15 protein-coding genes are annotated in these 23,490 nt (G+C 74.5%); 8 read left to right on the top strand and 7 right to left on the bottom strand.

Going from position 1 to position 23,490, the window contains the following annotated elements:
• Positions 1-158: 158 nt before the first annotated feature.
• Positions 159-1,043, top strand: a complete 885-nt coding sequence (locus CP977_RS23475) for a lytic polysaccharide monooxygenase auxiliary activity family 9 protein (RefSeq protein ID WP_109185627.1) — start codon at positions 159-161, stop codon at positions 1,041-1,043.
• A gap of 79 nt (positions 1,044-1,122) precedes the next feature.
• Here CP977_RS23475 and CP977_RS23470 read toward each other — a convergent pair whose 3' ends face one another.
• Entirely contained in the window at positions 1,123-1,719 is a 597-nt protein-coding gene (locus CP977_RS23470) for a DUF4240 domain-containing protein (protein ID WP_229991387.1), read from the bottom strand.
• Between the two features lie 110 nt (positions 1,720-1,829).
• A complete protein-coding gene (lon, locus tag CP977_RS23465; RefSeq protein ID WP_152370764.1) occupies positions 1,830-4,241 on the bottom strand; it encodes an endopeptidase La in 2,412 nt (803 codons plus the stop codon).
• Between the two features lie 131 nt (positions 4,242-4,372).
• Here lon and CP977_RS23460 point away from each other — a divergent pair, with 131 nt between their 5' ends.
• Positions 4,373-5,011, top strand: a complete 639-nt coding sequence (locus tag CP977_RS23460) for a GNAT family N-acetyltransferase (RefSeq protein WP_109185372.1) — start codon at positions 4,373-4,375, stop codon at positions 5,009-5,011.
• Positions 5,012-5,105: 94 nt separating this feature from the next.
• Positions 5,106-5,678 (top strand): hypothetical protein, encoded by a 573-nt coding sequence (locus CP977_RS23455; protein WP_152370763.1) that lies wholly within the window; start codon positions 5,106-5,108, stop codon positions 5,676-5,678.
• Positions 5,679-5,854: 176 nt separating this feature from the next.
• Here CP977_RS23455 and CP977_RS23450 read toward each other — a convergent pair whose 3' ends face one another.
• Positions 5,855-6,934, bottom strand: a complete 1,080-nt coding sequence (locus CP977_RS23450; protein WP_152370762.1) for an alpha/beta hydrolase family protein — start codon at positions 6,932-6,934, stop codon at positions 5,855-5,857.
• A gap of 84 nt (positions 6,935-7,018) precedes the next feature.
• Between CP977_RS23450 and CP977_RS23445 the strand changes: the two genes are divergently transcribed.
• From CP977_RS23445 to CP977_RS23425, 5 genes are all read left to right on the top strand, one after another.
• Positions 7,019-7,984 carry a helix-turn-helix domain-containing protein gene (locus CP977_RS23445; RefSeq protein ID WP_152370761.1) on the top strand — a complete coding sequence of 322 codons (966 nt, stop codon included), beginning with the start codon at positions 7,019-7,021 and terminating at the stop codon, positions 7,982-7,984.
• 250 nt (positions 7,985-8,234) lie between these two features.
• On the top strand, positions 8,235-8,906 hold the full coding sequence (locus CP977_RS23440) for a spermidine synthase family protein (protein WP_062752238.1): 672 nt from the start codon (positions 8,235-8,237) through the stop codon (positions 8,904-8,906).
• Positions 8,907-8,977: 71 nt separating this feature from the next.
• Complete coding sequence (locus CP977_RS23435) at positions 8,978-9,715, top strand: response regulator transcription factor (RefSeq protein WP_062752240.1); 738 nt, start codon at positions 8,978-8,980, stop codon at positions 9,713-9,715.
• 272 nt (positions 9,716-9,987) lie between these two features.
• Complete coding sequence (locus tag CP977_RS23430) at positions 9,988-11,037, top strand: HAMP domain-containing sensor histidine kinase (protein WP_372460604.1); 1,050 nt, start codon at positions 9,988-9,990, stop codon at positions 11,035-11,037.
• 290 nt (positions 11,038-11,327) lie between these two features.
• Positions 11,328-15,152 (top strand): multifunctional oxoglutarate decarboxylase/oxoglutarate dehydrogenase thiamine pyrophosphate-binding subunit/dihydrolipoyllysine-residue succinyltransferase subunit, encoded by a 3,825-nt coding sequence (locus CP977_RS23425; RefSeq protein ID WP_152370760.1) that lies wholly within the window; start codon positions 11,328-11,330, stop codon positions 15,150-15,152.
• Between the two features lie 89 nt (positions 15,153-15,241).
• On the opposite strand, the gene fxsT is transcribed toward CP977_RS23425, so the two are convergent.
• The 4 genes from fxsT to CP977_RS23405 form a co-directional block, all read right to left on the bottom strand.
• Positions 15,242-18,265, bottom strand: coding sequence for an FxSxx-COOH system tetratricopeptide repeat protein (gene fxsT / locus CP977_RS23420; protein ID WP_062752247.1), 3,024 nt, complete (start codon positions 18,263-18,265; stop codon positions 15,242-15,244).
• A gap of 58 nt (positions 18,266-18,323) precedes the next feature.
• Positions 18,324-19,754, bottom strand: coding sequence for an aKG-HExxH-type peptide beta-hydroxylase (locus CP977_RS23415; protein WP_152370759.1), 1,431 nt, complete (start codon positions 19,752-19,754; stop codon positions 18,324-18,326).
• A gap of 138 nt (positions 19,755-19,892) precedes the next feature.
• Entirely contained in the window at positions 19,893-20,174 is a 282-nt protein-coding gene (locus tag CP977_RS23410) for a hypothetical protein (protein WP_229991438.1), read from the bottom strand.
• 128 nt (positions 20,175-20,302) lie between these two features.
• Positions 20,303-23,485: an SAV_2336 N-terminal domain-related protein gene (locus CP977_RS23405; protein ID WP_152370758.1), complete on the bottom strand. Its 3,183-nt coding sequence runs from the start codon at positions 23,483-23,485 to the stop codon at positions 20,303-20,305.
• Positions 23,486-23,490 lie beyond the last annotated feature (5 nt).

The raw sequence follows: 23,490 nt of genomic DNA, 5'->3' as shown, positions 1-23,490 counted from the left end.
GGGGCCGCTCCGGCTTTTTCCCTCCACCCCCTTGCCCATTGGTATGGACCAATGCGAGGCTCTACGGCGGTCGCCCGGAATTCAACTTCCGTGTGCCCCGCGCGCGTTGCTCGTTCCGTACTCCCCCACGCACGAGAGAGAGCCCCCGCATGCCCTCCCTGCCCTCCGCCCGCCGCGCCACCGCCGCCGGCGCCGCGGCCCTGTCCGCCGCCGCGCTCGTCGGTCTCACCCCCACGGCGGCCAGTGCCCACGGGGCCGTCTTCAACCCCGTGAGCCGGTTGGCCGCCTGTTACGCCGAGGGCCCCGAGACGCCCAAGTCGCAGGTGTGCAAGGACCTCGTCGCCGACTCCGGCACCCAGCCGCTCTACGACTGGAACGAGGTCAACATCGCCAACGCGGACGGGCAGCACCGGTCCCTCATCCCGGACGGCAAGCTCTGCTCGGCGAACCGCGAGAAGTACCGGGCCCTGGACTGGGCGCGCACCGACTGGCCGGCGACGGCGGTCGCCGCCGGCTCCTTCGACTTCAAGGTCCGGGCGACGGCGGCCCACTCGGGCACCATGACGGTCTACATCACCAAGGCCGGCTTCGACCCGACCCAGCCCCTGAAGTGGTCGGACCTGGACGAGACCCCCGTCGCGGTGTACAACACCACCCGCACCGCCACCGACGGCTACTACGACTTCACGGGCACCCTGCCGGCCCGCACCGGCCGCCACGTCGTCTACAAGGTGTGGCAGCGCAACGACAGCCCCGAGGCCTTCTACAGCTGCTCGGACGTCACCTTCGGCGGTACGGGCCAAGCGGCGGCGACCGGCACGAAGGCGCAGGCCCCGACCGAGGCGAAGATCGCGGCGGGCGCCGCCCTGTCCACCGTCAGCCACGCGGGCCACGGCGGCGACGAGCAGCCCCCGGCGCTCTCCGCCGAAGCCGCCGGGACCCCCTCCCCCCTGATGCCGGCCCTCGCGGGCGCGGGCGCCCTCGCCGCCTTCGCGGCGGGCAGCCTGCTCCTGGGCCGCCGCCGGAACACGTCCGGCTCCTGACGCGCCCCCACGCGTCACCGACGGCACCGCCCGGCCCCGAGACCGACCGGGCGGTGCCCAGGGGGGTGTCGGACACCCCTCAGGAGCCGGACGGCCCGAGCGGGAAGAGGGCGGTGAGCCGGGGCAGGGCCAACCCCTCCGGCCCGGACGCCCCGCGCTCCTCGTCCTCTTCCCCCTCTTCCTCCCCCGCCTCTTCGGCCTCCTCCGCCTCCTCGACCGCGTCGAGGAACTCCTCCCCGTCGTCGTCCTCCTGGCCGGTCAGCTCGTCGTACGCGTCCTGGGCGACGTAGTCGAGCTCCTCCCACTCGGGCCACTCGTCGTCGTCCCACTCGTCGTGGTGCCGCCCCGCGAGCGCCCGCACCTCGGGCACGTCGGCCAGCGCGTCCGGGTCGGCGAGCACCGCCCCGTACACCTTCCGTCCCTGGCCGACCAGCCAGAGCGTGAAGTAGTGGAAGCCGTCGTCCGTGCAGGCGCCGCCCTCGATCCGGTCCGCCGCCCGCCACACCGCGTGCGTGTCGGCCGCCCCGCACGCCTTCTCCAGGTGCACCTGGAACGCCACGCTCTCCCCGGCCGGACGCCGCAGCAGCTCCCCCTCCAGCCACTCCAGCCGCTCGTCCCGGGTGCCGGGGCGAGCGCTCAACTCGTCGATGAGAGCCCAGAAGGCGTCTTCGTTCATGCGTACGATCATGACAGCCGGGACTGACATCGCGGACCCGCCCCCGGCCCGGTGTCCGGACGTGCCGGAGCGGGGTGTCCCCGGGGGAACACCCCGCTCTCGACCAGGGGTTACGCGGCCACGCCCACCGGCACCTCCGCCGGGGTGAGGGCGATCTCCAGGACCTGCCGGACGTCCGTCACGGGGTGGACCTCCAGCTTCTCCAGGATCTCGGCCGGGACGTCGTCCAGGTCGGCCTCGTTCCGCTTGGGGATCACGACCGTCGTGATGCCCGCCCGGTGCGCGGCGAGCAGCTTCTGCTTCACGCCGCCGATCGGCAGGACCCGGCCGGTGAGGGAGACCTCGCCGGTCATGGCCACGTCCGTGCGGACGAGCCGGCCGCTCAGCAGGGAGGCGAGGGCGGTCGTCATGGTGACGCCCGCGCTCGGCCCGTCCTTGGGGACCGCGCCCGCCGGGAAGTGGATGTGCACGCCCCGGTCCTTGAGGCCGGTGACGGGCAGTTCCAGCTCCGCGCCGTGCGAGCGGAGGAAGGAGAGCGCGATCTGCGCCGACTCCTTCATCACGTCGCCCAGCTGCCCGGTGAGGGTGAGGCCCGCGGCGCCGGTCTCCGGGTCGGCCAGGGAGGCCTCGACGAAGAGGACGTCGCCGCCCGCGCCGGTCACGGCGAGGCCGGTGGCGACGCCCGGCACGGACGTCCGGCGCTCGGCCGGGTCCTGCGCCGACTCGGGCACGTGGTGCGGACGCCCGATCAGCTCCCGCAGGTCCTCGGGGCGGACCGTGAACGGCAGCTCGCGGTCGCCCAGTTCGTGCTGGGCCGCGACCTTCCGCAGCAGCCGGGAGATCGACCGCTCCAGGGTGCGGACGCCCGCCTCGCGGGTGTACTCGCCGGCCAGCTTCCGCAGCGACGCCTCCTCCAGGACGACCTCGCCGGGCTCCAGGCCGGCCCGCTCCAGCTGCCGGGGCAGCAGGTGGTCGCGGGCGATGACGACCTTCTCGTCCTCGGTGTAGCCGTCGAGCCGCACCAGTTCCATGCGGTCGAGGAGGGCTTCGGGGATGGACTCCAGGACGTTCGCGGTGGCCAGGAAGACCACGTCGGAGAGGTCGAGCTCGACCTCCAGGTAGTGGTCGCGGAAGGTGTGGTTCTGCGCCGGGTCGAGGACTTCGAGGAGGGCCGCCGCGGGGTCGCCGCGGAAGTCGGAGCCGACCTTGTCGATCTCGTCGAGCAGGACCACCGGGTTCATGGACCCGGCCTCCTTGATGGCGCGGACGATCCGGCCGGGCAGGGCGCCGACGTACGTACGCCGGTGGCCGCGGATCTCCGCCTCGTCCCGGACGCCGCCGAGGGCGACCCGGACGAACTCGCGGCCCATCGCGTGGGCGACGGACTCGCCGAGCGAGGTCTTGCCGACGCCGGGCGGGCCGACGAGGGCGAGGACGGCGCCGCCGCGGCGCCCGCCGACCACGCCGAGGCCGCGGTCGGCGCGCCGCTTGCGCACCGCCAGGTACTCGGTGATCCGCTCCTTCACGTCGTCCAGGCCCGCGTGCTCGGCGTCGAGCACCGCGCGGGCGCCCCGGATGTCGTACCGGTCCTCGGTCCGCTCGTTCCAGGGCAGTTCGAGGACGGTGTCGAGCCAGGTGCGGATCCAGGAGCCCTCGGGGGACTGGTCGCTGGACCGCTCCAGCTTCTCGACCTCCTTGAGGGCGGCCTCGCGCACCTTCCCGGGCAGGTCGGCGGCCTCCACGCGGGCGCGGTAGTCGTCGGACCCGTCGCCCTCCGTCTCGCCGTTGAGCTCGCGCAGCTCCTTGCGGACGGCTTCGAGCTGGCGGCGGAGCAGGAACTCGCGCTGCTGCTTGTCGACGCCCTCCTGGACGTCCTTGGCGATGGTCTCGGCGACGTCCTGCTCGGCGAGGTGCTCGCGGAGCTGGGCGGTGGCCAGGCGCAGCCGGGCGACCGGGTCGGCGGTCTCCAGGAGCTCGATCCGCTGGGCGACGGTCAGGAAGGGCGAGTAGCCGGAGTTGTCGGCGAGGGCGCCGACGCCGTCGATCTGCTGGACGCGGTCGACGACCTGCCAGGCGCCGCGCTTCTTGAGCCAGGTGGTGGCGAGCGCCTTGTACTCCTTGACCAGCTCGGTCACGGAGCCGGGCAGCGGGTCGGGCAGGGTCTCCTCGACGGCGGTGCCCTCGACCCACAGGGCGGCGCCGGGGCCGGTCGTACCGGCGCCGATGCGGACGCGGCCGCGGCCGCGCACGAGCGCGCCCGGGTCGCCGTCGGACAGGCGTCCCACCTGCTCGACGGTCCCGAGGACGCCGGTCCCGGCGTAGGTGCCGTCGACGCGGGGCACGAGCAGCACCCGCGGCTTCCCCCCTCCGGGCCGCGCGGCGGCCTGGGCGGCCTCGACGGCGGCCCGTACGTCGTTGTCGGACAGGTCCAGCGGCACCACCATTCCGGGCAGCACGACCTCGTCGTCGAGCGGCAGCACAGGCAGAGTGAGCGGCGCGGACGCCATGGACTCAGAAGCCATGATCTCCCCTTCGGCAGTCAAGTTGAGCTGTACGGACTCAATGCTTGTGAGCCCATGAATGTTCCCGGACGCCTGTTCGCTGTGAGCGATCACCCTCGCGCACGCCTCCGAACAGTCGATGTAATGACCTCATGGATATGCGAGCCATTACATCGGCGTGGGTGAGGGGCTGGACGGCCTCCCGGGGCACCCCGGCCGCCGTGGACCAGCCCTGGGGGTACCGGATCGACGTGGGCCTCCCCCGGCACGTCCTGCGGCACGTGCTGCCCGCGCCCGACGCGGACACCGTCGGGGCGCTCTGCGAGCGGCTCACCGAGCCGTACAGCTGGCTCAAGGTGATGGCCGACGCGGAGGAGGTGGCGCCGTGGATCACCGAGGGGTGGACGATCCCCGACGACCCCGGCTTCATGATGGTCAAGCGGCTGGACCCCGGCGTCCGCCCCGCGCCGCCCGAGGGGTACGCCCGGACCGTCGAGGTCCGGGACGGCGTCGTCCGGGTCCGGATCCTCGCCCCGGACGGCACCCTCGCCGCCCGGGGGCAGATCGCCCCGACCGGCGCCACCGCCGTCGCCGACCAGATCGAGACGGACGCGGCGCACCGGCGCCGGGGCCTCGGCGCGAACGTCATGCTCACCCTGGAGGCCGCCGCCGCCCAGGCCGGCGCCGCGACCGGGGTCCTCTCCGCGACCGTGGACGGCCGGCAGCTCTACGGCGCGCTGGGCTGGGAGTACCGGGGGCCGCTGACCGGGATCGTACGGGGGGAGGTCTGAGCCCCGGAGGCCCCGGACGCTTCGGGCGCCCCGGACGGTTGCGGAATCCGGTCGTCCGGCTGCGCCGGGGCGCCCCGCCGGGCATGCTCCTCCCATGAGAAGAGGCGTGTGGGGAAGGCGTTGCGGGACCGTACTGCTCGCGGCGGTCCTGACGGGCGGCGCGGCCGGCTGCGGGTCGGACCCCGGGGCCTCCCCGGCGCCCGGCTCGCCGGGGACCACGGCCGGGCCGAGCACTCCCGGAACCGCTACCGGGCCGAGCACTCCCGGGACCGACGGCACGCCGGGCGCCTCCGGCTCCACGGCCCCGACGAGCACCCCACAGCCGGGCGAGGTCCTCGTCCAGGTGGTCGTCACCGGCGGCTTCGCCGGGGTCCGGAACCAACTCGTCGTCCACCGGGACGGGGAGTGGACGATCCGCTCCGGCGACAAGCCGCCCCGGACCGGCCGGCAGACCCCCGCCGAGGCCGCCGAGCTGCGCGCGGCCCTGGAGGACCCCGCGTTCGCCCTCGTCCCCGCGCGGCCGACCGGTCGCCCGATCGCCGACGGCTTCCAGTACGCGGTGACCCACCGGCACCGCGTGATCATCGCGGGCGACGGCGACCGGCCGCCCGCCCTCCGGCGCGTCTTCGACGCCCTCCCCGAGGGCGGCCCGCCGACGAGCCCGTAGCGGATCCCCCGGGGGGTGAGACCGTCGCGCCCCGCACGGGAAACCGGTGTGCCGGGTGCCGCGGACGAGGCGGGACGTCCCGGAGGCGTGCGCGGTGCCGCCGGGTCCCACGCGGTCGAGGAGCGCGCGGGCTTCGGGCGCCGGAGCAGGCCGCCGGCCGCCGCCCCGCCGTCCCGTCACGGCAGACGGCGGGCGAAGAAGGCCCCCACCCGGCGCCGTACCCGGGCGAGTGTCGCCGCGGGGTCGCCGGCGCCGACGAGCGCGGTCCGCGCCGTCGCCGGCACGAGACCGGAGGCCTGGAGTCGGGGGACGAGCGAGCCGTAGTCGGTGAACGCCCAGTGGTTCGCGTCGGGGAGCAGCCCGCGGCGGCCGGGAAGACCCGCCCAGGACGACTCGATCCGGGCGGCGCCGTCGAACCCGTCGGTGCGGAACAGCAGCAGCGGCCGGTCGAATCCGGTCGGCTTCGGGTACGGGTCGAGGTAGCCCTCCAGGTTCGCCACCGCGCCGACCCGGCGGTCGTCACGGGCCGCGTACACCACCGCCGTGCCGCCTGCGGAGTGCCCGTACATCCCGATCCGGCAGGAGTCCACGACCGGTGCGAGCGGCAGGTCGCCGAGCCGGTCCAGGACCAGGCGGAGGTCCGCGATCCGGGTGTCCACCATCGTGCGGAAGGTCACCGGGTCCGGAGGCCCGATCAGGACGGTCGTCCGCATTCCGGTGGGCAGCTCCACCTGGGAGGCGTCACCGGGGTGGTCGACGAGCACGACCACCCGGCCGTGGCTCGCCAGGTCCTCGGCGAGGGTCGTGCCGAGCGTGCGGGAGTCACCGCCGCCGGGCGAGTACACCAGCACCGGCCGCCGCCCGGGAAGCGGCGGCGCGCCCACGCGCCCGTGGGTGAGGACCGCGCCCCAGTCCACCGTTCCCGGTCGCGGCAGTCCGGGGTGGATGTGGGGCGCGAGGCCGGCGAACTCCCGCGCCTCGGCCGGAGTGAGCTGCGGGGCCCGGGGGAAGCCGTGTGCCGATCGGGCCGGGTACAGGACGGTCAGCATCAGCTCCCGCGCACCGCCCACCCACGGATCGGTCCGGGACGGGTCCACCAGATGGACCGTCCGGACGCCCAGGGGGTACGGGCCGGTGGGCGCGGGCAGCCGGAGGACCGGGCCGCTCCCGGACGTGCCCGCGGCCTCGGCCGCGGGCAGCAGGGCGGTGGCACTCCCGAACAGGGTGCCCTTCAGAAAAGTGCGTCGCGACGTCATACGGGCATCCTTGGCGCGGGGCCGTCACGACACGAAGGTTCAGGCCCTGGCCGAAAGGCCGGACCGGGGCGAGGAGATGTGAGAGTGCTGCGAGTCCACTTCACCGCGGAGGACTTCGCCCGTACCCGGTTCGCGGCCCGTCCGGCGCCGCTCCAGGAGTTGCACGCCGCCCTGACCACAGCCGTGACCCGGAGCGGCGGGCCGCTGTTCGCGCCGTGGCGCGGTCGCGTCCTGCGTTCCCTTCCGGCCGCGAGCAGCCCGCTCGCCGACCTGGTTCCGGCGGGCCGCCCGCCTTCCTTCCTCGACGTCCTCGGCGACACCGTCGCCGAGGGCTTCGAACGCATCCGCGCCACCAGTCCCGTTCTCGTCCGCTCCGAGCTGGAGCGGGTCCACGGGGCGGCGCCCGCCCCTCGCTGGATCCACGACCTGCGCGGGGGCGACGAGGCGGCCTGGCACACCCTGCGCCGCGCCCAGCAGGCCGCGTACGAGACGGTCCTCGCCCCGGTCTGGTCCGTCGTACAGGACCTCCACCGCGAGGAATTCACCCGCTACGCCCTGACGGCCGCCGGGCACGGCGTGGCCGCCGCCCTGACCGGCCTGGCTCCGGGCAGCAGGCTCCACGAGGGCGTGTGGGAATGGCCCGGCGCGGCGCCGGCCCGCGACGTCCGCCTCGACGGGCGCGGCCTGGTCCTGCTGCCCACCTTCCACCACCCGGCGGGCCCGCTCCTCCACGACGCCCCGGACCGTCCCGCGGTCCTGACGTACCCGGCCGGTCCCGGGCTCCCGCCCGCCGCGGAGGGCCCGGCCGTCTCCGCCGAGGCCCTCGCCGCCGTCCTGGGCCGCACACGGCTGGACGCCCTGCGCCTCCTCGCCGAACCCCACACCACGACGTCCCTGGCCCGCGCTCTCCGCGTCAGCAACGCGACGGCCTCGTCCCACGCGGCCGCGCTGAGAGCGGCGGGCATGGCGGCGACGACCCGCACCGGCCGCTCGGTCACCCATCGGCGCACGGCCCTCGGCACGCTGGTCGCGGGCGCTTGGCCACCGTAGTCCGACGAAGCGGTCGAGGGCACGGGGTCGACGGGCGTTGAAGCGGTGCCCCCCGGGAGCCCGGCGCGTGGCCTCCCGGGAGTGGGGCGGGGGTGGGGTGGGGGTGGGGTGGGGGGTTCGCGGGAGGGGCTTTCGGGGGGAGGGGCGCGGGCGCGACAGCCCGTTCCCGTAACGGGTTTGTGGTCGTTGCTCCGGTGTGGCGAGGATGGCGGGAACCATCCGACGAGACGACGAGAGCGGAGTGACGACGATGTCGGAAACCGTGACCCTCGACCGGCGCGAAGGACCCCACGGAGAGGTCGTCCTGCGGCGCCGCGACGAGCACTACGAGATCATCGCCAACGGCACCTTCCTGATGGACACCTCCGACGGGCGCTCCGAGCGGCTCCTGATCGACGCGGCCCTCGCCGCGCTCCCCGAGGAGCGCCGGGCCGGGGCCTCCGTCCTCGTCGGCGGGCTCGGCGTCGGCTTCTCCCTCGCCCACGCCGCCGCCGACCCGCGCTGGGGCCGGATCGTGGTCGCCGAGCGCGAGGAGGCGATCATCGACTGGCACCGGCAGGGGCCGCTCGCCGCGATCTCCGGGGCCGCGCTCGCCGACCCCCGGACCGTGATCCTGCACACGGACCTGGTGGAGCACGTCCACGCCTCCACCGACACCTACGACGCCCTCTGCCTCGACATCGACAACGGCCCCGACTGGACCGTCACCGAGGGCAACGAATCCCTGTACTCCGCCGAGGGGTTGGCGGCCTGCGCGGCCCGGCTCACCCCCGGCGGGATCCTCGCCGTGTGGTCCGCGCGACCCTCCGAGGATTTCGAAGCAACCTTGCGGAATGCCGGATTCAGCGGGGTACGGACGGAAGAGGTGCCCGTTGCCCGGGGCGTCCCGGACGCGGTCCACCTCGCGGTCCGTCCCGGCTGACGCCTGGATAGCCGGGACGCCACCGGTGCCTCTAGGCTGCTGCACCGACATCGGCGACGCGAGGCGGGGCAATGGAGCAGACACACACCACTCACCACGGTGCGGCGGCCACTCCGGGGGCCCAGCGGCGCGTCCTGGTGGTCGAGGACGACGCCACGATCGTGGAGGCGATCTCCGCCCGGCTGCGCGCCGAGGGCTTCCTCGTGCAGACCGCCACCGACGGCCCCGCCGCCGTCGACGCCGCCGAGGCCTGGCAGCCCGACCTGATGGTCCTGGACATCATGCTGCCCGGCTTCGACGGCCTGGAGGTGTGCCGCAGGGTCCAGGCGCAGCGGCCCGTCCCGGTCCTCATGCTGACCGCCCGCGACGACGAGACCGACATGCTGGTCGGCCTCGGCGTCGGCGCCGACGACTACATGACGAAGCCGTTCTCGATGCGCGAGCTGGCCGCCCGGGTGCACGTGCTGCTCCGCCGGGTCGAGCGGGCCGCGCTCGCGGCGGTCACCCCGCGCAGCGGCATCCTGCGCCTGGGCGAGCTGGAGATCGACCACGCGCAGCGGCGGGTCCGGGTGCGGACCGAGGACGTGCACCTGACCCCGACCGAGTTCGACCTGCTCGTCTGTCTGGCGAGCACGCCCCGCGCGGTCCTCTCCCGCGAGCAGCTGCTCGCCGAGGTGTGGGACTGGGCGGACGCCTCCGGCACCCGGACCGTGGACAGCCACATCAAGGCGCTGCGCCGGAAGATCGGGGCCGAGCGCATCCGCACGGTCCACGGCGTCGGCTACGCGCTGGAGACCCCGGCGCCATGAGCCCCCGGAGGCCCGGAGCGCGGGAGGAAGCGAAGGCGGCCGGAGGGCCGGGGGGAGCGGGCGGGCCGGGGCGGGGGGAGTGGTCGGTCGACCCTGGGGAGCCGGTCGGGCCCAGGGAGCCGGTCGGTCCCGGCGGGTGCGGCGACTTCGACGGGCCCGGAGGGCGCAACGGCCCCGGTGGACCCGACGCCTCCGGCAGGCCCGACGGCCCCGACGACCCCGGTGGCCCCGACACCCCCGCCAGGCGTGCCGGCCGCCGCCGTCGCCGGATCGTGATCTCCATCAAGACCAAGCTCGGCGCGCTCGTCGTCGGGGCGGTCCTGCTGACCTCCTGCCTCGCCCTGGTGGCGATCCGCACCTCCACCGAGTTCCGGTACATCACGATCTTCGCGATGATCGCGACCCTGCTCATCACCCAGTTCGTGGCCCAGTCCCTGACCGCCCCGCTGGACGAGATGACCACGGTGGCCGGGACGATCTCGCGCGGCGACTTCAGCCGCCGGGTGCGGGGCGCGGACCGGCGGGACGAGCTGGGCGACCTCGCCTCGACGATCAACCGCATGGCGGACGACCTGGAGGCCGTGGACCGGCACCGCAAGGAGCTGGTGGCCAACGTCTCGCACGAGCTGCGGACCCCGATCGCCGCGCTGCGGGCCGTCCTGGAGAACGTCGTGGACGGAGTGTCCGAGGCCGATCCCGAGACGATGCGGTCGGCGCTCAAGCAGACCGAGCGGCTTGGCCGACTGGTGGAGACGCTGCTCGACCTGTCACGCCTTGACAACGGTGTCGTGGCCCTGCGGGGGAGCCGTTTCGAGGTCTGGCCGTACCTCTCGGGGGTGCTGCGCGAGGCGAACCTCGCCGCGTCCCAGCGCGGCCTGTCGTCCACCTCGGGCCTGCACAACCGCACGGACGTGCACCTGCACCTGGACGTGTCGCCGCCCGAACTGGTCGCCCACGCGGACACGGAGCGGCTGCACCAGGTGATGGCGAACCTGATCGACAACGCGGTGAAGCACTCCCCGCCGCACGGCCGGGTCACCGTGCGGGCCCGGCGCGGCCCGTATCCGGACTCCCTGGAGCTGGAGGTCGAGGACGAGGGACCCGGCATCCCGGAGTCGGAGCGGCACAAGGTCTTCCAGCGGTTCAACCGGGGCTCGGCCTCGCGCCGGCAGGGCCCGGCCAGCGACGGCGGGACGGGCCTGGGGCTCGCGATCGCCCGCTGGGCGGTCGATCTGCACGGCGGCGAGATCGGTGTGGCCGAATCATCACGCGGGTGCCGCATCAGAGTCACTCTTCCGGGCAGTCGTCCACCGACGGATTGACGTAGGGTTCGAACCGGAAGAACACGTTCTGCGTGTACGGGGGTGAGACCTCCGCGCACGTGAACGGGGTGCGTTCAGAGGTGCGGCCGAAGGCGGTCGTGCCGATGCTTCTCCGTACCCTCACACCAGCGGAACCACGCTTGTTTCCCGCCATTCACGGCTCCGAAACACCCCGTCAAGTGTGACTTGCGCGACGTTGGAGTGCCCGGCCTGCACCTCCCGGCCGGACAGGCGTAGCCTTTATTTCCGCTGTCCATCACCTTGTGAAGCGGAAGAGGGCGGTTGCCGCCGTGTCGTCTCAGTCCCCCAGTACCCCGAGCTCCCCGACCGACCAAGACGGGCAGGGCCAGAACCCTGCGACCGCCTTCGGTGCCAATGAGTGGCTCGTCGACGAGATCTACCAGCAGTACCTCCAGGACCCGAATTCGGTCGATCGTGCCTGGTGGGACTTCTTCGCCGACTACAAGCCCGGAGCGTCGGAGACCCCGGCCGCCCCGGCGCCCACCCAGAGCACGCCGAGCGCCCCCGCCGCGCAGCAGACGGGCCCCGCACAGGCCGCGCCTGCCGCTCCGGCCTCCGTGCCCGCGCCCGCTCCGGCTCCCGCCGCACAGAAGCCGGCCGCGGCTCCCGCCGCCCCGGCCGCGGTGAAGGCGGCCCCCGCGGCCGCCAAGCCGGCCGCCGCACAGGCCGCTCCGGCCGCCGCGAAGCCCGCCGCCAAGGCCGCCCCGGCTTCCGAGACCCCGGCCGGTCCCGAGCTGGTCACGCTGCGCGGCCCCGCCGCCGCGGTCGCGAAGAACATGAACGCCTCCCTGGAGGTGCCGACGGCCACGTCCGTCCGCGCCGTCCCGGTGAAGCTGCTCTTCGACAACCGGATCGTGATCAACAACCACCTGAAGCGCGCCCGGGGCGGGAAGATCTCCTTCACCCACCTCATCGGCTACGCGATGGTGCAGGCCATCAAGGCCATGCCGTCCATGAACCACTCCTTCGCGGAGAAGGACGGCAAGCCGACCCTGGTCAAGCCGGAGCACGTGAACTTCGGCCTCGCGATCGACCTGGTGAAGCCCAACGGCGACCGCCAGCTCGTCGTCGCGGGCATCAAGAAGGCCGAGACGCTCAACTTCTTCGAGTTCTGGCAGGCGTACGAGGACATCGTCAAGCGCGCCCGCGTGGGCAAGCTGACGATGGAGGACTTCTCCGGCGTCACCGTCTCCCTGACCAACCCCGGCGGCCTCGGCACGGTCCACTCCGTGCCGCGTCTGATGCCCGGACAGTCGGTCATCATGGGCGTCGGCTCGATGGACTACCCGGCCGAGTTCCAGGGCACCTCCCAGGACACCCTGAACAAGCTGGGCATCTCCAAGGTCATGACCCTGACCTCGACGTACGACCACCGCGTGATCCAGGGCGCCGCCTCCGGCGAGTTCCTGCGGATCGTCGCGAACCTCCTCCTCGGCGAGGAGGGCTTCTACGACGAGATCTTCAAGGCCCTGCGCATCCCCTACGAGCCGGTCCGCTGGCTCCGCGACATCGACGCCTCCCACGACGACGACGTCACCAAGGCCGCGCGCGTCTTCGAGCTGATCCACTCCTACCGGGTCCGCGGCCACGTCATGGCCGACACCGACCCGCTGGAGTACAAGCAGCGCAAGCACCCCGACCTGGACATCACCGAGCACGGCCTCACCCTGTGGGACCTGGAGCGCGAGTTCGCGGTCGGCGGCTTCGCAGGCAAGTCGATGATGAAGCTCCGCGACATCCTCGGCGTGCTCCGCGACTCGTACTGCCGCACCACCGGCGTCGAGTTCATGCACATCCAGGACCCGAAGCAGCGCAAGTGGATCCAGGACCGCGTCGAGCGCCCGCACTCCCGCGTGGAGCGCGAGGAGCAGCTGCGGATCCTGCGCCGCCTGAACGCAGCCGAGGCCTTCGAGACCTTCCTGCAGACCAAGTACGTCGGCCAGAAGCGCTTCTCCCTGGAGGGCGGCGAGTCCGTCATCCCGCTGCTCGACGCGGTCATCGACTCGGCCGCCGAGTCGCGCCTCGACGAGGTCGTCATCGGCATGGCCCACCGCGGCCGGCTGAACGTCCTGGCGAACATCGTCGGCAAGTCGTACGCGCAGATCTTCCGCGAGTTCGAGGGCAACCTCGACCCGAAGTCGATGCACGGCTCCGGCGACGTCAAGTACCACCTGGGCGCCGAGGGCACCTTCACGGGCCTGGACGGCGAGCAGATCAAGGTCTCCCTGGTCGCCAACCCCTCGCACCTGGAGGCGGTCGACCCGGTCCTGGAGGGTGTCGTCCGCGCCAAGCAGGACGTCATCAACAAGGGCGGCACGGACTTCACCGTCCTGCCGATCGCCCTCCACGGCGACGCGGCCTTCGCCGGCCAGGGCGTCGTCGCCGAGACGCTGAACATGTCGCAGCTGCGGGGCTACCGCACCGGCGGCACGGTCCACATCGTCATCAACAACCAGGTCGGCTTCACCGCCGCCCCGGAGTCCTCGCGTTCCTCGATGTACGCGACCGACGTGGCCCGCATGATCGAGGCGCCGATCTTCCACGTGAACGGCGACGACCCGGAGGCCGTGGTCCGCGTCGCGCGGCTCGCCTTCGAGTTCCGCCAGACGTTCAACAAGGACGTCGTGATCGACCTCATCTGCTACCGCCGCCGCGGCCACAACGAGGGCGACAACCCCTCGTTCACCAACCCGCAGATGTACAACCTGATCGACAAGAAGCGTTCGGTGCGCAAGCTGTACACCGAGTCGCTCATCGGTCGCGGGGACATCACCCTGGAGGAGGCGGAGCAGTCGCTCCAGGACTTCCAGGGCCAGCTGGAGAAGGTGTTCGCGGAGGTCCGCGAGGCCACCACCGCCTCCTCGGCTCCGGTGCACGTCCCGGACGCCCAGGCCGAGTTCCCGGTCTCCGTCACCACCGCGGTCTCCCAGGAGGTCGTGAAGCGGATCGCCGAGTCCCAGGTCAACGTCCCGGACCGGATCACGGTCCACCCGCGTCTGCTCCCGCAGATGCAGCGCCGCGCCGCGTCCATCGACGACGGCACCATCGACTGGGGCTTCGGCGAGACCCTCGCCATCGGCTCCCTGCTGATGGAGGGCACCCCGGTCCGGCTCTCCGGCCAGGACTCCCGCCGCGGCACCTTCGGCCAGCGCCACGCGGTCCTGGTGGACCAGGAGACCGGCGAGGACCACACCCCGCTGCTCTACCTGGCCGAGGACCAGGCCCACTACAACGTCTACGACTCGCTGCTCAGCGAGTACGCGGCGATGGGCTTCGAGTACGGCTACTCGCTGGCCCGCCCGGACGCCCTGGTCGTCTGGGAGGCCCAGTTCGGCGACTTCGTCAACGGCGCGCAGACCGTCGTCGACGAGTTCATCTCCTCCGCCGAGCAGAAGTGGGGCCAGACCTCCGGCGTCACGCTGCTCCTGCCGCACGGCTACGAGGGCCAGGGCCCGGACCACTCGTCCGCGCGCCCGGAGCGCTTCCTCCAGATGTGCGCCCAGGACAACATGACGGTCGCCATGCCGACGCTGCCGTCGAACTACTTCCACCTCCTGCGCTGGCAGGTGCACAACCCGCACCACAAGCCGCTCATCGTCTTCACCCCGAAGTCGATGCTGCGCCTGAAGGCCGCGGCGTCCAAGGTGGAGGAGTTCACCACCGGCGGCTTCCGCCCGGTGATCGGCGACGACACGGTCGACCCGGCCGCCGTCCGCAAGGTCGTCTTCTGCGCGGGCAAGGTCTACTACGACCTGGAGGCCGAGCGTCAGAAGCGCGGTGTCACGGACACGGCGATCATCCGACTGGAGCGCCTGTACCCGCTGCCGGGTGCCGAGCTCCAGGCCGAGATCGCCAAGTACCCGAACGCCGAGAAGTACCTGTGGGCCCAGGAGGAGCCGGCGAACCAGGGTGCCTGGCCGTTCATCGCGCTCAACCTGATCGACCACCTCGACCTGGCGGTCGGCGCGGACATCCCGGCGGGCGAGCGCCTGCGCCGGATCTCGCGTCCGCACTCCTCCTCCCCGGCGGTCGGCTCGGCCAAGCGCCACCAGGCGGAGCAGCAGCAGCTCGTCGACGAGGTCTTCGACGCCTGATCCCGGACCGCTCGCGCGGGACGGGCGGAGGCCCGGCGCCCCTTGGGGGTGCCGGGCCTCCGGTGTTTCCGCGTGCCCTCGCCGGGCTCTCAGCCGAGGTAGGCCTCGAAGTCCCAGTAGGGGCGGTTGCGCTGGCGGGCGGAGAGGGTGTGCGGGTGCTGCGCGCCGAGGGTACGGGTGAGGGCCAGGAGGCCGTCCTCCTCGACCTTCCCCGCCTCCTCGACCTCGCGCACGCCCCGGAGGTCGGCCGCGAGCGCGATCCGGCACGAGAGGGTGAGCGGGTGCTCGTCGCCGAGGGCCCGGCGGGCGCGGCGCAGGGTCTCCCGGCTCAGCTCGACGGCGTCGCCGACGCGCCCGTTGAAGTTGCGGGCGGCGGCGGCGTTGAGCGCACAGCCCAGGACCCAGGGATGGTCGGGGCCGAGGGTGGCGGTGAAGCCGCCGAGGGCGGACTCCAGGAGGGCGAGGGCGCCGGAGCGGTCGCCCGCGGCCTGCAGGACGAGTCCGGTGTTGGCGACCATGCCGGTGGCCACGGGGTGGGCGGGGCCGAGGATGGCACGGAACCCGGCCTCCGCCTCGGCGGTCAGCTCGCGGGCGTGGGCGAGGTCCCCGTGCTCGCGCAGGTAGTTGGCGTAGTTGTTGATGAAGGTGAGGGTCGTGTGGTGCTCGCGGCCGTGCACCTGCTCGATCTGTTCCAGGAGGCTCGCCATCTGGGCGCCGATGTCCTGCTGGGCGCCTCCCTCGCGGCGCCGGCAGAGCGCGAGCTGGGCGCGGGCCGAGAGGGTCTGCGGGTGCTGCGCCCCGAGGACCTGGACGTGCAGCCGGACACTGGCCTCCTGGCGTACGAGGGCGTCCCGGTAGCGGCCGAGGAGGCGCAGGTCGTGGGCGAGGGCGCTGCCCGAGTTGAGGGTGTTGGCGTGGCGGGCGCGCAGGACGGTCTCGCGGCGGGCGAGGTTCTCGGCGTCGAGGTCGTACGCCTCCTGGTAGCGGCCGAGGAGGCGGAGGCTGACGCCGAGGTTGTGGCGGGCGAGGAGGGTCATGAACTCGTTCTCGCCCAGGATCCGCTGGGATTCGGCGAGGAGCCGGCGCTGGAGCTCCTCCGCCTCGGTGTACTGGCCGAGGTAGCGGAGGTTGCTCGCGGCGGCGCTGCGGGCGATGAGTTCGGCGTGTTCGTTGCGCGGGGTCTGGGCGTGGAGCCGTTCGAGGGCGGCCGAGTCGAGGACGTGGGCCTCGCGGAACCGGCCGCCGGCGCGCAGGATGTTGCCCTCCTGGCTGGTGAGGGTGAGCATCGGCGGGGCCACCGGGTCCATGAACCCGCTCCAGCTGAGCCGGATGCGTTCGGCGAGCCGGGTGCCGGCCTTGAACTCGCCGCTGCGGTAGCAGTAGCGCAGGCAGTTGAGGACGGCGTTCTGGATGCGGGGGCTGCGGCTCTCCAGGGCGCCGGAGGGTTCGAGGTGCGGCAGGAGTTCGGCGTACCGGGGCCAGTTGCGGCTGTCCATGGGGTTGCCGGGGTCGGCCTCGGCGAGCAGGGTGCGGACGGCCTTGCGGTGGGCGGCGCGGTGGGTGCCGTCGGTGAGCCGGGAGACGATGTCGTGCACGAGCCGGTGCATGTGGACCGACTCCTGGTGCGGCCCCATGTCGGTGCTGACGGGGCCGCGGGTCTCCCGGGTGAGGACGGAGTAGTTGACCAGGGTGTCGAGGGCCCGGGTCCAGGCCGGCAGGTCGTTGGCCATCCAGTGCAGGTCCTCGGGGAGTTCGGCCTGCGGGTAGGCGCGGACGAGGCCGAGGGGGATGCGGCCGGGGGCGAAGGAGGCGCAGAAGCTGAGGATCTCGACGGCCTGCGGCTGGGCACGGCGGAGCCGGTTGATCAGTATCGACCAGGAGGTGAGGGAGGCGTTGGGCATGCCCTCGCCGCCCGTCGGGTCGTCGACGGTGGAGAGGCGGCCCTCGCGGACCATGCGGAGGTACTCGGGCGCCTCCATGCCGGACTCGCCGAGCCAGGCGGCGGCCTGGACGAGGGGCAGGGGGACGTCGCCGAACTCGTGGGCGACCTCGTCGGCCTCGGCGGCGGTGATGTGCGGGGCCCGGCGCATGAGGTAGCCGGTGGACTCGGCGCGGGCGAAGCCGCCGACCTCCAGGAGGTCGGTGTGCTCGCCCCAGAGGCGGTTGCGGGAGGTGATCAGGACGTGGCCGGGGCCGTGCGGGAGCATCACGCCGACGTCCCTGATGTCGTCCCAGCCGTCGAAGACGACCAGCCAGCGGCTCTGCGGGTCGCCGCGGCGCAGGGCCTCGCGGACGGCGCGGATGCGTTCGCCGGGTTCGTTGCCGACGGGGAGGCCCAGTTCGACGGCGAGTTCGCCGAAGCGGTCGCGCTGGACGTTGCGGTCGTCGGAGCTGACCCACCAGACGGCGTCGTAGTCGGGGCTGAAGCGGTGGGCGTACTCGGCGGCGATCTGGGTCTTGCCGATGCCGGACATGCCGAGGAGGGTGCAGGCCGCGTTGCCGCGCTCGGCGTCCATGAGCCGTTCCTGCAGCTCGGTGAGGAGGTCGTCGCGGCCGGTGAACCGGGGGTTGCGGCGCGGGACCTCGCCCCAGACCTCGGGCGGGGTGTCGGGGTAGCGGACAAGGGCGCCGGGCGGGATGCGGCGGCCGGCGGAGCGGCGGGGTTCGACGCCGAGGCGGCTGAGGAGGCGGGCCTCCGCCTCCTCCTCGCCGACGCCCCAGAGGCCGACCGGTTCGAGGACGGCGGTGGCCGGGAGCAGGGGCCGGTTGGTGAGGTTGACGGCGGCGAACCGGTCGGCGTGGGCGGCGACGAAGCCGCGCAGGACGTCGTTCCACTCCCCGGCGGGGCGCGGGCCGAGTTCGAAGAACCAGTCGTTGAGGACGAGGAGGACCTGCCCGCGGGCGAGCAGCAGGTCGCCGAGGGAGTCCTCCAGGGGCACCTCGCGGGGCGGGTCCCAGCGGTGCGGGGTGGCGCGGACCCCGTGCAGGTCGAGGCGCTGGGCGATCCAGGTGGCCCAGGGCCGGTGGTAGCCGGGGAAGACCACCAGGACGTGTTCGGGTGCCGTGCTTCCGCGCGGGGCTCCGCCCCCGGTCGGCCGCGCCTGTTCCGCCATGTGTACCTCTCCCTGTCCGCTCGCACGCCACGGCGTGTGGTCACGCGCGTGCATAATGTCACCGAAGTGCTCGGGGTGTGGCGCCGAGACGCGCGTGGTGCTGACGCATGTGGCGGGCGAACTCCCTCCCCGTATTGGTCAGTTCATCGGATTCAAGCAGGACCGAGAGGGCCCGGCCCACCTGATGGTGGAATCTCTCGAACTGCTGCCCGGCCCTCGTGCGCCAGGGCGCGGGCAGCCCGGACGAACGGGCCGCGCGCCGCCACAGGTCGGTGAGGGCGAGATGGGCGTAGGCGCCCTGGAGGACGCCGGCGATCGGGCGGGCGTCGGTGCGCCAGCCGACCTTGTGCACGGTGGCCGGTCCGGCGGTGTAGAGCGGTACGAGTTCGTGGACGGCGGCCAGTTTGGTGTGCTGGGTCTCGTGGACGAGGACCTCGGCCATCTCGCGGGGGCCGTCGGGCAGGGTGGCGAGGACGGCGCCGGGGGCGGCGCGGAGGGTGGCCCCGAACGGGCCGGTCCCCCGGTCGGCGTGGGCGACGGGCACCAGGACGCGGACGAGGCGGCGCACCTCCTCGGCGCGGCCCGGGTCGGTGGCGTCGAGGAGGCGGAGGGCCGCACGCCAGCGCTCGGCCCAGACGGCCCGCCCGGCGGGTCCGGCCTCCACGCCGGTACGGGGCGGGGTGCCGATCCCGCCGCGCGGCACCCGGTAGGGGTCCAGGTCGTCGAGGACGGCGGCCCCGCCGGGGAGCCGGAGGAGGGGGCTCCAGTGGGGGGCTGCGGCGGGCGATCGGCCGGGGTCCGCGTCGGCTGGTCGGCCGGGGTGGGGGTGGAGCGGGACGCGGGGGTCGCCTGGGCCGCGCGGGTCGTCCGGGTCGCGTAGTTCGCGTGGGTCTCCCGGGTCTCCCGGGTCGTTCAGGGCGCGCGGGTCTCCCAGGTCGTTCAGGTCGCCCGGGTCGCGCGGGAGCAGGACGGCCCGGTCGGGCCCCGCGCCCTCGGGGGTGATCCGCGCGTGGTGGCCCTCGGTCCGCACGGCGGCCCGGTCCGCCCCGGTCAGCAGCCGTCCGAGGCCGGTGAGGGACAGGGTGCCGTGCGGGGTCGCCACGGTGAGGTCCAGGGCACAGCCGGCGCGCAGGGCGGCGGTGAGGGCGAGGGCGTCGAAGTGGGCGAGCCGCGCGTCGAGTTCCGGCCCGGGCGGGGCGGTGAGCGCGGCGGCGAGCCAGCCGCCGGTGGTGGGGTAGTCGAGGAGGTCGCGGACGGCGGCGGGCGCGCGCCGTTCCGCCCGTTCGAGCAGGTGCCAGGCGGCCTCGAACCGTTCCTCCACCCCGTCGCCGAGCTCCGCCCGGTGCCGGCGGACCCGGACGAGCAGCGCCTTGAGCAGGACGAGCCGGCGCGCGTGGAGCGCGGAACGGAGCAGGGCGGCCCCGTCGCGCGTGGACCGCGTCCGGGCGAACAGCCCGAGGAGCGCGGCGGAGGGGGGCGCGGGGGTCATGACGGCCTCCCCGCCGGCGGGTGGAGCGGGGTTCCCGGCAGACGTGCGGAGGCTCGACGGGCCGGGGCCCGGCCGGCCCGGGTCTCGTCGGCCGAGCCCAGGCGGTCTAAGCCCCGAGGAGCGGAGGACCCGGTCGGGTCATTCGGCGCCCTCGTCGGAGAACCACGACTCGCCCAGCTCCGAAGCGCGTCCGAGGACGCGGTCGACCTCGGCCACGAGCGCCGGGTCCTCCAGGACGCGCAGGGTGCGCAGGTCGACGGCCGCGAGATCCGGAAGGCGTGCCGCGCGGTCGGGCGGGTGTGCCGTGCGGTCCGGCAGGGGTGCCACGCGGTCCGGCAGACGTGCCGCGCGGTCGGGCGGGTGTGCCGTGCGGTCGGCGACCCGGCCGGCGCCACTCGTCCACCCCGTGTGCTCGAACACCCTCGGCTCCTCCTCACCGGCGCCCGTCCCCCGCAGTCGTAGCGGCGGAGCGGTTCTTCCCGAGGCCGGGAAGCCGGAAACACGTTCGACTCAACTGCGCCCATGTGCGCCCCCCGTCGTCACGCCGCTCACCCGGACGATTCGGCCAAGGTCCACCAGGGGGGCGCGATGCCCCGCCGCTCCCGTTCGGACGGTCCGCCGGGCGGCGGGCCGTCCTCGGCCTCCGCCTCCGCCCTCGCGAGCAGCGTCCTGGTCCGCTCCACGTCGGCCCAGTCCACCTCCACCAGTTCGCCCGTGAGCCGCCGCCACCGTTCGGCCGCGGCGCGCAGCGCGGTCCCGGCGCGGCCGGGGCGCCCCATCAGGAGCAGGACGGCGCCCTGGCCGTGCAGGGCGCGGGCCGCGGTGACCGAGCCGGGGGCGTCGCCGTGGGCGGCACGGGCGTCCTCCTCGGCGTTGCGGTAGGCGGTGAGCGCGGCGCCGATCAGGCCGTCCCTGGCCACCTCGGACAACTCCAGGCGCACCCGGGCCAGTTGCAGCCACGCCTCGGCCCGTGCGCCGGGCTCGTCGGTGCCGCGGACGGCCTGTTCCAGGAGGTGGCGGCTCTCGAAGAGGTCGGGCAGGAACCCGGCGCGGTGGAAGCGGAGCGCGAGGACGCTGCCGACGAGGGTGCGGGCCCCGGCCCGTTCGGGCGCGTCGGCGGGCAGTCGGGTGAGGGCCTCGCGCAGGACCCCCTCGGCCCGGTCGACGGGGGCCGTGCCGGTGCCGGCGGCGGCGCGGCGCAGCAGGGACCCGCCCCAGGTCAGCAGGGTCCGGCCGCGCTGTTCGCTGTCGGCGGGGGCGAGCAGGGTGGCCTCCTCGTAGGCCGCGTCGGCGGCGGCCCCGTCGCCGGCCGTGTCGTACAGCCGGGCGCGGGCGGTGGTGAAGCGGAGCCGCAGGGCGCGGCCGTCGCCGAGGAGGGGTTCGGCGCGGTCGAGGACGGGGCCGATCCGGTCGGGTCCGGCCCCGGCGAGGTGGAGGGCGTCGGCGAGGTCGAGGAGGACGGCGGCGCTCTCCCGGAGGCCGAGGGCGGTGGTGAGTTCCCCGGCCGCGGCGGTGCCGTCGCCCCGGGCCAGGAGCAGGCGGCCGCGGCGCAGGTGGAGGGTGTGGCGAACGGTCTCCGGCCAGCGCTCCGGGGGTTCGGCGAGCGCGCCGAGGGCGGCGTCGAGGTGGCCGGGGTCGCCGGTGTCGCGCCACAGGGCGTGGTGGACGACGGCGAGTTCCAGCCGTGCCTCGGCCCACGCCTCGCCGCCGGTCCCGGCCAGTTCCCCGGCGCGTACGAGGGTGTCGGCGGCCCGGGCGAGGAGTTCCGCGCGCCGGGCGGAGCGCCGGGCGGCCGCGGTGCCGGCCTCGGCGTGGAGGGCGCGGGCGAGGACGATCCGGGCCTCGACGGGTTCGGCGTCGAGGGCGGCCTCGGCGCGTTCGCGGGCGCCGGCGAGGAGGGCCGGGTCGGACTGGCCGCGGCCCTGGGCGAGGAGGCGGCGGGCCTCGGTGAGCGGGTCGGGGGTGACGAGGTCGGGGTGGTAGAAGCGGAGTACGCGCGCGGGGATGCGGGCGAAGAGTTCGGCCTCGGCGCTGTCGGGCCCGAGGGGTTCGTCGGTCGCGTCGGCCGGTGCGGCACCGTTCCCAGCCTCGTCCCCGCTCCCCGTACCGGCCAGGCGGGCGGCGGCGAGCGCCGGGAAGTTGCGCATGCCCTGGCCGAAATTGCGCTCCACGTAGGCGGAGCAGTGTTTGAGGACGAGGGCGGCGGCGCTGGGGTCGAGCGAGCCGAGGAAGTGCTGCTGGACGCCCGGCGGATAGCTGAAGCAGGGGTACGGGGTGGGCCCCGGGAGGCACCGCAGGAGTCCGCTGAGCAGGACCTCGGCCAGCTCCATGGGGCCGGTGTCGGGGAGCATGGCGCGCTGGACGAGCTGCATGACGGGCAGGGTCAGGGGCGCGGCCGCGAGGTGGACGGCGAGCCGGAGCGCGCCGGGCGAGGCGCCCGCGCGGAAGGCGCGGAGGAGTTCCTCGTCGCCGCGCGGGGCACGGGGCGGCCGGGGGGCGTGCGGTCCGGCCGGTCCGGGGGCGAGCCGGGCGGCCCAGCCGCGTACGGCGTCGCCGCCGTGGCCGGTGTGGAGCCGGGCCCAGGAGGCGAAGGCCTCGGGGGTCGGGGTGAGGACGGGGACGGCCTGGTGGCCGGGGACGGGGGGTCCCCAGGGCTCGTCGTCGGAGCGGAAGGCGGTGTGTCCGCCGGGGGCGGCGGAGCGCTGGAAGGTGCCGGGTTCGGCGGGGAGCGCGGTACGGGGCCAGAGGCGCGGCGGCAGCGGCTGGACGAGGGCGAGCGGGGAGTGCCGGGGCCACTGGCGCAGGAAGCGCTGGGCGGCGCCGCGCTGCCAGAGGGGTCCGACGCAGTCGCTGACGACGAGGGTGAGGCGGCGGCCCGTGGGGTCGTGGAGCTGGTCGACGGGGCGCAGCCGGGGCCGGCCGTCGGCGCCGGAGGTGGTGGTGACGAGCGGGGGCCCGTCGCCGGTGTCGTACAGGCGGTGCACCTGGACGTCCCGGAAGGCGCCGGACTGCTGGCAGGCCTGGCGCAGTTCCTCGACCATCCGGCTCCAGACGCCCATGGCGGGGCCGGTGTCCATGAGGAGCTGGATGTCGGGGCGGTGGCCGGCGGCGGGACGCAGGACGGGGGTGAGGATGCCGGCGGCGGCGCTGCGTTCGGCGGTGGCCTCCTCGTCGAGGACGCCCTCGCCGGGCCGGGGCGGGGCGGGGGCGTAGTCGCGCAGGGGGCGGAGGGCCTTCTGGAGGCCGAGGAGCCCGGGGAGGGCGTTGGCTCCGGGGGCGCGGACGGGCAGCCCGGCGCCCCGCTCCGTGCGCCCCGCGCCGCCGCGCGCGCCGGTGGCTCCGGCGCGCAGGTGGATGGAGACGGACTCCCGGGCGGCTCCGTCGGGCCCCGCGCCCCCGGCCGCGTCGCCCGCGCCGCGCACGAGCCCGTCCCCGTCCCGTACCACTCCGTCCCGTACGGAACCGTCCTCCGTCCGCACGGAACCGTCCGCGTCCCGGTCGCCCCCGTCCCGCTCCCCCTTCCGGCCGTCCCCGGCCGTCCCGGAGAGCGGGCCTGCGCTCTCCCCCGGACCGGACCCCGATCCGGACCCGGACCCGGTCTCCGGCTCGGGGCCGGGGAGCCAGCGGGCCAGCCAGAGGGCGTCCGCGAGGTCCTCGGCGGTCGGGTCCTGGCCGCCGGCCCTCAGTCTGCGGGCGAGTTCCACCAGGTGCGGCCGGTCCGGCCGGTGCATCCGGT

The organism is Streptomyces cinereoruber (assembly GCF_009299385.1).
GTDB classification, from domain to species: Bacteria; Actinomycetota; Actinomycetes; order Streptomycetales; family Streptomycetaceae; genus Streptomyces; species Streptomyces bikiniensis.
This window is presented reverse-complemented; position numbering and strand designations above follow the sequence as displayed.